Source organism: Nocardioides sp., assembly GCF_964229035.1.
Lineage (GTDB): Bacteria > Actinomycetota > Actinomycetes > Propionibacteriales > Nocardioidaceae > Nocardioides.
In genome coordinates this window covers 1-8,798 of the sequence record NZ_CAXRAZ010000007.1, presented here as the reverse complement: position 1 = coordinate 8,798, position 8,798 = coordinate 1, and the positions used below count along the sequence as shown (strand labels likewise).

Annotated in this window: 13 protein-coding genes; 6 read left to right on the top strand and 7 right to left on the bottom strand. The window is 73.7% G+C overall.

Annotated elements, in window-relative coordinates:
• Positions 1–86: 86 nt before the first annotated feature.
• The 6 genes from ACERUN_RS02630 to ACERUN_RS02605 all read right to left on the bottom strand — a co-directional run bounded on the left by ACERUN_RS02630 (position 87) and on the right by ACERUN_RS02605 (position 3,288).
• Positions 87–614 (bottom strand): glycine cleavage system protein R, encoded by a 528-nt coding sequence (locus tag ACERUN_RS02630; RefSeq protein WP_370288117.1) that lies wholly within the window; start codon positions 612–614, stop codon positions 87–89.
• Positions 615–632: 18 nt separating this feature from the next.
• Positions 633–1,484, bottom strand: coding sequence for a hypothetical protein (locus ACERUN_RS02625; RefSeq protein WP_370288116.1), 852 nt, complete (start codon positions 1,482–1,484; stop codon positions 633–635).
• 124 nt (positions 1,485–1,608) lie between these two features.
• Positions 1,609–1,731: a type B 50S ribosomal protein L36 gene (gene ykgO / locus ACERUN_RS02620; RefSeq protein WP_370288115.1), complete on the bottom strand. Its 123-nt coding sequence runs from the start codon at positions 1,729–1,731 to the stop codon at positions 1,609–1,611.
• Positions 1,728–1,934: a 50S ribosomal protein L32 gene (gene rpmF / locus ACERUN_RS02615; RefSeq protein ID WP_370288114.1), complete on the bottom strand. Its 207-nt coding sequence runs from the start codon at positions 1,932–1,934 to the stop codon at positions 1,728–1,730. Before rpmF ends, ykgO begins: the two co-directional genes overlap by 4 nt.
• Positions 1,934–3,016, bottom strand: a complete 1,083-nt coding sequence (locus tag ACERUN_RS02610) for a GTP-binding protein (protein WP_370288113.1) — start codon at positions 3,014–3,016, stop codon at positions 1,934–1,936. Before ACERUN_RS02610 ends, rpmF begins: the two co-directional genes overlap by 1 nt.
• Entirely contained in the window at positions 3,013–3,288 is a 276-nt protein-coding gene (locus ACERUN_RS02605) for a type B 50S ribosomal protein L31 (protein ID WP_370288111.1), read from the bottom strand. Before ACERUN_RS02605 ends, ACERUN_RS02610 begins: the two co-directional genes overlap by 4 nt.
• A 71-nt stretch (positions 3,289–3,359) precedes the next feature.
• Between ACERUN_RS02605 and rpmB the strand changes: the two genes are divergently transcribed.
• From rpmB to rpsN, 3 genes are read left to right on the top strand one after another with little or no spacing between them, the layout of a single operon-like run.
• Positions 3,360–3,596: a 50S ribosomal protein L28 gene (gene rpmB, locus ACERUN_RS02600; protein WP_370288110.1), complete on the top strand. Its 237-nt coding sequence runs from the start codon at positions 3,360–3,362 to the stop codon at positions 3,594–3,596.
• Complete coding sequence (gene rpmG, locus ACERUN_RS02595; protein WP_370288109.1) at positions 3,596–3,766, top strand: 50S ribosomal protein L33; 171 nt, start codon at positions 3,596–3,598, stop codon at positions 3,764–3,766. The genes rpmB and rpmG overlap by 1 nt, the downstream gene beginning before the upstream one ends.
• Positions 3,766–4,071 (top strand): 30S ribosomal protein S14, encoded by a 306-nt coding sequence (gene rpsN / locus ACERUN_RS02590; protein WP_370288108.1) that lies wholly within the window; start codon positions 3,766–3,768, stop codon positions 4,069–4,071. The genes rpmG and rpsN overlap by 1 nt, the downstream gene beginning before the upstream one ends.
• 181 nt (positions 4,072–4,252) lie before the next feature.
• Here rpsN and ACERUN_RS02585 read toward each other — a convergent pair whose 3' ends face one another.
• The gene (locus ACERUN_RS02585; RefSeq protein WP_370288107.1) at positions 4,253–4,612 is read right to left on the bottom strand and encodes a hypothetical protein; all 360 of its coding nucleotides are present in this window, start codon (positions 4,610–4,612) and stop codon (positions 4,253–4,255) included.
• 287 nt (positions 4,613–4,899) lie between these two features.
• Here ACERUN_RS02585 and ACERUN_RS02580 point away from each other — a divergent pair, with 287 nt between their 5' ends.
• The 3 genes from ACERUN_RS02580 to ACERUN_RS02570 all read left to right on the top strand — a co-directional run bounded on the left by ACERUN_RS02580 (position 4,900) and on the right by ACERUN_RS02570 (position 8,732).
• On the top strand, positions 4,900–5,784 hold the full coding sequence (locus tag ACERUN_RS02580; protein ID WP_370288106.1) for an AAA family ATPase: 885 nt from the start codon (positions 4,900–4,902) through the stop codon (positions 5,782–5,784).
• A gap of 7 nt (positions 5,785–5,791) precedes the next feature.
• Positions 5,792–7,288, top strand: coding sequence for a VWA domain-containing protein (locus ACERUN_RS02575; RefSeq protein WP_370288105.1), 1,497 nt, complete (start codon positions 5,792–5,794; stop codon positions 7,286–7,288).
• 109 nt (positions 7,289–7,397) lie between these two features.
• Positions 7,398–8,732, top strand: a complete 1,335-nt coding sequence (locus tag ACERUN_RS02570) for a YncE family protein (protein WP_370288104.1) — start codon at positions 7,398–7,400, stop codon at positions 8,730–8,732.
• Positions 8,733–8,798 lie beyond the last annotated feature (66 nt).

Genomic DNA, 8,798 nt, shown 5'->3' with positions numbered 1-8,798 from the left:
ACTGAGGCCCCGGTCGTCACCAGCGAACGGCCGGTCGAATCGACGATTCGACCTGCCGTTCGCTTGTGACGACGTCCCCCCGGCTGCTACTCGGAGAGGTCGAGGTCGACCATCAGCTCGGCCGCCAGGGACTCCAGGTCGGCCTGCAGGGTGGGCAGGTCGGCGGCGGCGGGCACGGCGAGCACGGCGGTGGCCTCGAAGAGCTGACCGCCGGCCATCGGGGCGTCCTGCAGGCCCGACTCCAGGCTCAGCACGCCGACGCCGTGGGCGGCCACGGTGCGCGAGATCTGCGCGACGATGCCGGGGCGGTCGGCGCCGAGCAGGTGCAGCCGCCAGGTCGCGGCGGGCGGGTCTGCGTCGGCGGCGGCCACGCCGGCGTCGACGCGCACGAACAGGCCCTGGGCGGCCAGCGCCGCGAGATCGGCCTCGACGGCGGTGACGGCGTCGGCGGGCACCTCGACCTGCGCCACGCCGGCGAACTTCCCGGCCAGCTGCGCGAGCCGGCTGCGTTCCCAGGAGCCGCCGTGCTGCTCGATCACCGCGGCGATCGCCGAGACGAGGCCGGGGCGGTCGTCGCCGATCACGGTGAGCACCAGCGCGGTCCGGGAGGTCATGGACCGCAGCCTAGGGCGTCACAGCACGTGGGAGGCGTGCCGCCAGCGCCGGGCGACGTCGAACTCCGGGTGCCGGCGGTCGACCTCGCGGTACACCTCGGCGAAGCGGGTGGCGGCGCGCAGGGCGAGCGCCTCGGGCAGCTCGGCGCGGGTGCCGGACACGTTCGCGCGCTGCTCCAGCTCGGGCTCGAGGTGCGGCAGACCCACCAGCTCGCGGATGGCGTGCCAGGTGGCGGGGGCCGCCACCAGGTCCTCGTAGATGCCGAGGTGCACGTCGGCCGCGGGCAGTGCCTCGGCGAGCATGTCGAGGGTCTGCACGTATCCGGAGCGGGCGCGGAAGCCGGGACGCCGCAGCGCCTCGCGGAACTCCGCGACGGCGTCGCGGACGCCGGTCTCCCCGGCCCGCGGCCGGTCGTGGCGCATCCGCACCTGCGACCACAGCCGCTCCACCGGGTCGCGCATCAGGAACACCGCCACGGTGCGCACGCCCCGCGCGTCCATCGCGGCGCGCACCGCCGCCACCGTCTCGGGTCGCAGCAGCGCGTAGGACGGCGTGATGTCGGCGGTGGCCACGGCCCCGGGGGTGGCGAGCAGCCCGGCGAGGTAGTCGGCGTAGGCGTCGAGGTCGTCGGCCAGGCGCAGCCGGTGGGCGGGCGACCCGACTCCCGTGCCGGGGTCGCCGGCCGCCTCGGCCTCGATCCTGCGTCGCATCCAGCCGTGGGAGGGCAGCGAGGCGACGTCGAGGACGTGCAGCTCCTTGCGGAACGGCGCCGCGAACGCCGGCGAGCGGCTCAGCTGGCGGTACAGCCAGGTGGTGCCGGCCTTCTGGGCGCCGACCCCGAGCAGCAGCGTGCCACCGCTCATCTCCACGACGGGGATCCTAGTGGCCGCTCCGGCTCGCCGGTCTCGGGCGGCGTCGTCCGGGACGGCGGTGGGCCCGGAGCGCGGGGAGAGAGTCCGCGCCCCGGGCCGGTCGGGGGTGCCGCGCCGAGGCTCAGCCCTGACGGGCCTTGAGGCGAGGGTTCTGCTTGTTGATCACGTAGAGCCGGCCCTTGCGTCGCACGACCTGCGAGCCGGGCTGGTTCTTCAGACTGCGCAGGCTGTTGCGCACCTTCATCGGTACCTCCTTCCCGAGCTTCTCGTGGGTGCTCCGGTGGCGGGGTCGACCAGGCCCTCCTGCACGGCGCGCACGAGGTGGCGCGGCACGCGGTGCGTGCGGCCGTCGACGACGACGGGCACCAGCGCGGGCACCGTCGCCTTCCACGCCGAGCGCCGGTGGCGGGTGTTGGAGCGCGACAGTCGGCGCTTCGGGACGGCCATCAGGCGACTCCCTCGATCGGGCCGAGCCACGGCTCGAAGCCGTCCTCGGCAGTGGCGGTGCCGGTGGTGGCGCGGGCGGTGGCTCCCGGGGCCAGGAGCCGGTCGAACTCGGGGATCAGGTGCAGCGGCGGGGTGCCGAGCCCGATGAGCAGCAGTCGCGTGAAGGGACGACGTCGTCCCCACGGCTCGGCGAGGCCGATGCTCAGCTGCCCGCCGGCTCCGTCCCAGGCCAGGGCGTCGCCGGGCCGGGTGGGCAGCCAGAAGCAGCCCCGCGAGCGGTGCCGCCCCGCGCCGAGCACCTCGATGTCGTCGAGCAGCAGCACGGGGTCGAAGGCGTGCTCGCTGCGCAGGTCCAGCCGCCAGACCATCGAGCCGGCCGGCTGCGGCGCCTCGGCCTCGAGCACGTTGCCCGCCCAGGCCTCGGTGGCGCCGTGCTGGTGACGACGGGAGAGCACGAGGTCGGCGGTGAGGTCGACGACCCCGCGCACGACGGCGGCGTCGGGTCGGGCGAGGGTGCGCACGAGCGCCCAGCCGTCGCGGTCGATCTCGCCCTCGAGCCCGTCCAGCACGACGACGTCGGCGTACTCCACCATCGCGCAGGCGACCTCGCCGACGCCGCGGCGGTCGTCGTCGCTGGTCTGCACGCCGCGCTCCACGAGCAGGTCCTCGCCGAGCAGGGAGTCGGCCAGGCCGGCGCCGGACAGCGCGGTGACCACGGAGGCGATGCGCAGCCGCCGTGCGAGCCGGGTGTCCCAGGCCAGCACCCCGCACACCTGGCGGGCCTCGGCGCCGACGGGCAGGTGCGCCACGATCGTCTGCCAGCGCCCGGTGGCGGCGAGCCGCTCCAGGGTCGGCACGACGTCCTCGCGGATCGCGCAGCTCACGCAGGCGTGGGCGAGGTCGATGCGCTCGGTCTCGACGACGCCGGACAGGTCGCTCACGACGCGCAGCAGCGTCTGGGCCTCGACGTCGATCTCGTGGCGCACCGCCACCGCGCCGGGCAGGTCGAACTGCAGGCTCACCATGGCCCCGGCCATCGAGGCGGCGTCGACGCCGGTGAGCAGGACCACGGGGGTCCTCATGAGGTCCCACTCTCGGCCGAGGCTCCCCGGCCGTAGCGGCGCTGGAACTTCTCGACCCGGCCCTCGGTGTCGACGTGGCGTGCCTTGCCGGTCCAGAACGGGTGGGACGCGCTGGAGACGTCGACGTCGATGACGGGGTAGGTCGCGCCCTCGTACTCGATGGTCTCGCCGTCGCGGCCGGTCGTGCGGGTGGAACGGGTGAGCAGCAGCAGGCCGCCGGACCGGTCCCGGAACACGACGGGGCGGTAGTCGGGGTGGATGCCCTTCTTCACCGATGGCTCCTCGGTTGTCGGTGTGGAATACTGTTGAGAACGATTCCTATTTCTATCAGAAGGAGCCAGGCATGTCACAGGTGTGCCAGGTGACGGGGCGGACGCCGAGCTTCGGTCACCACGTCTCGCACTCCCACCGCCGCACCAAGCGGCGGTTCGACGTCAACATCCAGCGCAAGCGCTACCACGTGCCGAGCCTGGGGCGGACGGTCACGCTGCGGGTCAGCGCCCGCGGCATCAAGGTGATCGACGCCCGCGGCATCGAGGCGGTCGTGGCCGAGATCCTGCGCCGCGACGGGAGGATCTGATGGCCAGGCGCGGCAGCGACGTGCGACCGATCGTGAAGCTGCGGTCCACGGCCGGCACGGGGTACACCTACGTGACCCGCAAGAACCGGCGCAACGACCCCGACCGGCTGGTGCTCTCCAAGTACGACCCCCGCATCCGGCGCCACGTCGAGTTCCGCGAGGAGCGCTGATGGCCAAGCAGAGCAAGATCGCCGCCCAGAAGCGGCGCGAACGTGTCGTGGCCCGCTACGCCGAGCGTCGCGCGGCGATCAAGGAGACGCTGCGCACCGCCGAGCCCGGCAGCCGGGAGCAGCGCGAGGCCCAGGCGGCGCTGCGCCGACTGCCGCGCGACGCCTCGCCCGTGCGGCTGCGCCACCGCGACCAGGTCGACGGGCGCCCGCGGGGCTACCTGCGCAAGACGGGCACGTCGCGGGTGCGGTTCCGCGCGATGGCCCACCGCGGCGAGCTGCCGGGGATCACCAAGTCCAGCTGGTGACCCGGGGCGACGGCCCCGGGTCCACCACGGGAACGCCAAGGGGACCTGTCCGGCTCCCCCGAGCCGGACAGGTCCCGACGTGGTGTCGGGCCGATCGATCCCCCATGAACCGACCGGCCCGACGACTCGGACGCGGTGCGGTCAGGCCCCCATGCCCTGACCGACCCGCCTCCGAGGGCTTCTAGCGACCCTCCCGGCAGACGGCGACCAAGGTGCCGTCGTCGTCCCCGGTGAAGACCCGCCAGCCCGCGGCGAAGCTGACCACCGAGACCCGGGCATCGCGGCGCACCAGCGCGCCGGCCGGGATCACGTCGGCTCCGAAGCCGGTGGTCGAGCAGTCGAACTCCGCCATGAGCCGCGTCAGCCGGTCCGACATCACCGCGCCGCCGGGTGCGGCCTGCACCGTGGTGGCGTCCTCGTGCGCGGCGTCGAAGGTCTGAGCGACTGCGGGGGTGACCGCCATGAAGGCCACCGCTCCGACGACGGCGCACTTGACCAGCTCGACGGCCACCCGGAGGCGGCGGGTCGGCGTGCTGATCATCGGTGGCTCCTGGTCGGTGGCGGATCTCGTGACGGTCGGTGGTGCAGGTGGTGCGGGTGGTGCTGCGGGGATGGGAGTGGGAGGGGGTGCGCCGGAACCTCCGGGCCCCCGGGGGGCCGTGGTGCTCCGACGCCTGGATCAACGAGGCCGCCGCGGAGAGGTCACGGGCGGGTGCGAAAAATGTGACCCGTCCGTCACGACTCGTCGTTCCGGTATCGGTCGGGCGTGATCGGCGCCACTTCGGACGCCGTCGGCAGGCCCCGCGACCGCGGTGCGAGACTGCCGGCATGACGGCCACGACCTGGTTCGCCTCGCCCGACGACGCCGCCCGCCGGCTCCACGACGCCGGCTACCTCCCCGACGCCGCCACCGCCACGACCGCCTTCCTGGCCGGGGCGCTGGAGAAGCCGTTGCTGCTGGAGGGCCCGGCCGGCGTCGGGAAGACCGAGCTGGCCAAGGCCGTGGCCCGTGCCACAGGGGCCGACCTCGTGCGCCTGCAGTGCTACGAGGGCCTGGACGAGGCCCGTGCGCTGTACGAGTGGAACTACAAGAAGCAGCTGCTGCGCATCCAGGCCACCGGCACCGGGTCCGGCGACCAGGCCGCGTGGGCCGACACCCACGACGACATCTTCGCCGAGGAGTTCCTGCTCAGCCGCCCGCTGCTCACCGCCATCCGCCGTGAGGAGCCCACCGTGCTGCTCATCGACGAGGTGGACAAGACCGACATCGAGGTGGAGGGGCTGCTGCTGGAGGTGCTCTCCGACTTCCAGGTGACGATCCCCGAGCTCGGCACCGTCAGCGCCGTGCGCCGCCCGTTCGTGGTGCTCACCTCCAACGCCAGCCGCGAGCTGTCGGAGGCCGTGAAGCGTCGCTGCCTCTACCTCCACCTGGACTACCCCGACGTCGAGCGCGAGCGCGAGATCGTCGCCGCCCAGGTGGGCGACCTCGACGACCGCATCACCGGCCAGCTCGTGGCCACCGTGGCGCGGCTGCGCGAGCTGGAGCTGAAGAAGGCCCCCTCGATCGCGGAGTCGATCGACTGGGCCCGCACCCTGGTGGCCCTGGAGATCCGCGACCTCGACGACGCCGCCATCGCCGCCACCCTGGGCGTGATCCTCAAGCACGCCAGCGACCAGGAGCGGGCGGTCAAGGAACTCCGGCTGGCCCGGTGAGCCGGCGATGAGCCTGCTCTCCCGGCGCGGCGCGCCGGACCCCGACCCCGCGGCGGCGCGCAGCGGCCTGCTCGACCGGCACCTGGCCTTCTGCGAGGCGCTGCGCGGCGCCGGCCTCGCGGTCTCGCTGGCCGAGGACCTCGACGCCGTCGCGGCCCTCGGCGTCGTCAGCTGGGACGACCGGACCCTGGTGCGCGAGGCCTACGCCGCCACCGTGGTGAAGAAGCACGCCCAGCGGCCCACCTTCGAGGCGCTCTTCGACCTCTACTGGCCCGCACTCGTGGGCGACGGCGGCACCACGCTCGACCCCTCCGGGGAGTCGGGGGACCCGGCCGAGGCCGGTGAGTCCGCGGAGGGTGGCGAGCCCGGGGACCCGGGCGATCCGACGCAGGCCGGACCGGTGCGCGACAACGCCGCCGCCCTGGCCGACTTCCGCGAGCGGCTGGCGCAGGCGCTCGAAGCGGCCGACGAGGCGACCCTGGCCCGGCTGGCGGCGGAGATGGTCGCCCGCTTCGGGGCCATGCCGGGCCGCGGGCCGGGCCTGTCGTCCTGGTCGGCCTACACCGCGCTGCAGCGCGTCGCGCCGCAGGAGCTGGTCGATCGTCTGGTGGCGGCACTGGCGGCCGAGGGCCTCACCGACGCCGAGACCGAGCGCACCGCCGGCCGCCGGATCGGGTCGTTCACCGCGCAGGTCGAGGCCGACGCGCGTCGTCGGATCGCGGAGGAGAAGGGCGCCGACCACGTCGCCAACGTGGCGCTGCGGCCCACCATCGACCGGCTCGACTTCACCGCCGCCCGCAAGGCCGACCTGGAGCAGATGCGGCGCGAGATCCAGCCGCTCGCCCGGCGCCTCGCGGTGCGGCTCACCAAGGAGCACCACTCGCGCAAGCGCGGTCCGCTGGACTTCCGCCGCACCGTGCGGGCCTCGATGTCCACCGGCGGGGTTCCGCTCACGACCTTCCAGCGCCCCAAGCGCCCCCACCGCACCGAGCTGGTGGTGCTGTGCGACGTGTCGGGCTCGGTGGCGAACTTCGCCCAGTTCACCCTCATGCTCGTCTTCGCGCTGCGCGACCAGTTCACCAAGGTGCGGGCCTTCACCTTCATCGACCACGTGCACGAGGTGACCCACCACTTCAGGCCCGGGGCCGACCCCGTCGACGTCATGGCCGACCTCGCCGCCTCCGCCGCGCACGCCGCGCTGTGGGGCCGCACCAACTACGGCCGCGCGTTCACCAAGTTCAACGAGTTGCACGCCGACGCGATCGGCCCCAAGACCTCGGTGCTGATCCTGGGCGATGCCCGCTCGAACTACTCCGACCTCGCGCTGGAGGAGCTGCAGGCGATCGTGGGCCCGGCCCGCCACGCGTGGTGGCTCAACCCCGAGCACCCGCGGCACTGGGGGTCGGGCGACTCCGCGGCGCCGTCGTACGGGGCGCTGGTGCCGATGGTGGAGTGCCGCAACCTGGTGCAGCTCGGGGAGTTCGTGCACGAGCTGGCCGGCTGAACGGGTCCGCGGCGAGGCCACACCCCGGGACGGATCGCCCCCGCGGCCGATCTGGGTCACACTGACGCCGCGACGCCCGTGCTCCGGCGTCGCGAGCAGAGGAGATGCCATGCCCGTCCCGTCCCGCCCCGTCCGGGCCCTCGCCGCGTTCGCCGCCGCACTCCTGAGCGGCGCGCTGGCCGCCGGTGCCGTGGCCGCCCCGGCCGACGCCGACGGCGGCAGCACCGCCCCGATCGGGGACGACGTGCGCCGCGCGGTGTACGTCGGCGACAACTGGGCCGGCACCGCCACGGTGCTCGCGCCGGGCTCGTTCCGGCCGATCGGGCGGCTCGACATCGTGCCCGACTACACCGAGCGGATGACCGAGATCGCGGCCAACCCCTACCGGCTCGCCTTCTTCCTCGGCATCCGGGCCCTGATCGGCGAGGGCAACGACCAGTTCGTCGACGACATGTACGCCAGCCGCGACGGCCGGCTGCTCGTCGTCTCGCGGCCCTCCTTCGCCGACGTCGTGGGCCTGGACATCGCCTCCGGTGAGATCGTGTGGCGCTTCCCCGTGGAGGGTGTGCGCTCCGACCACATGGCCGTCTCGCCCGACGGCACGCGCGTCGTCGTCAGCGCCTCCACGGGCAACGTCGTGCACCTGCTGCGGATGCGCGACGGCAAGGAGCTGGGCCGCTTCCGCTCCGGCGGCTCGCCCCACGAGAGCATCTTCATCGACGGCGGCAAGCGGATCCTGCACGCCAGCATCGGCACCGTCTACAGCCCCTTCGACGACCCGAACCTGCCCGACCCGCTCGAGGACGACCGGGTGCTGCAGATCGTCAACGCGAAGACCCTGGAGATCGAGCGCCGCTACGACCTGCGCGGCGCGCTGGACGCCCGCGGCCTGGACGACGTCTCGATCGCGGTGCGCCCGATGACGCTGTCGCCCGACGAGCAGACGTTCTACTTCCAGCTCAGCTTCTTCCACGGCTTCGTGGCGATGGACCGCCGCAGCGGCGACATCGTGCGCGTCAAGCGGCTGCCCAACCGGATCCCGAACCTGCCGCGCCAGCAGTACCTGCTCGACTCCGCGCACCACGGCATCGCGATGAACCCGGCGGGCACGAAGATCTGCGTGGCGGGCACGATGAGCGACTACGCCACCGTCGTCGACGCCCGCACCTTCCGCACCGGCCGCCTGCTGAACGGCGGCCTCAAGCCCTACTGGGTGACCCCGAGCTGGGACGGGAAGTACTGCTACATCTCCTGGAGCGGCTCCGACACGGTCTCGCGCATCAGCTACCGCACCGGCCGCATCGTCGACACCACGCGGGTCGGCGACCACCCCCAGCGCGTGCGCAACGGCGTCCTCGCCCGCGACATCCGCCTCGGCTTCGCCGACTCCTCCTCGCCCCTGCGCACCAGCGCCCCGACCGTCTGGGAGCGCCCCTCCCGGTAGCCGAGGCTGCTGTTCCCCGTCGTCACAAGCAAACGGCAGGCGATTCTCGTCGAATCGCCTGCCGTT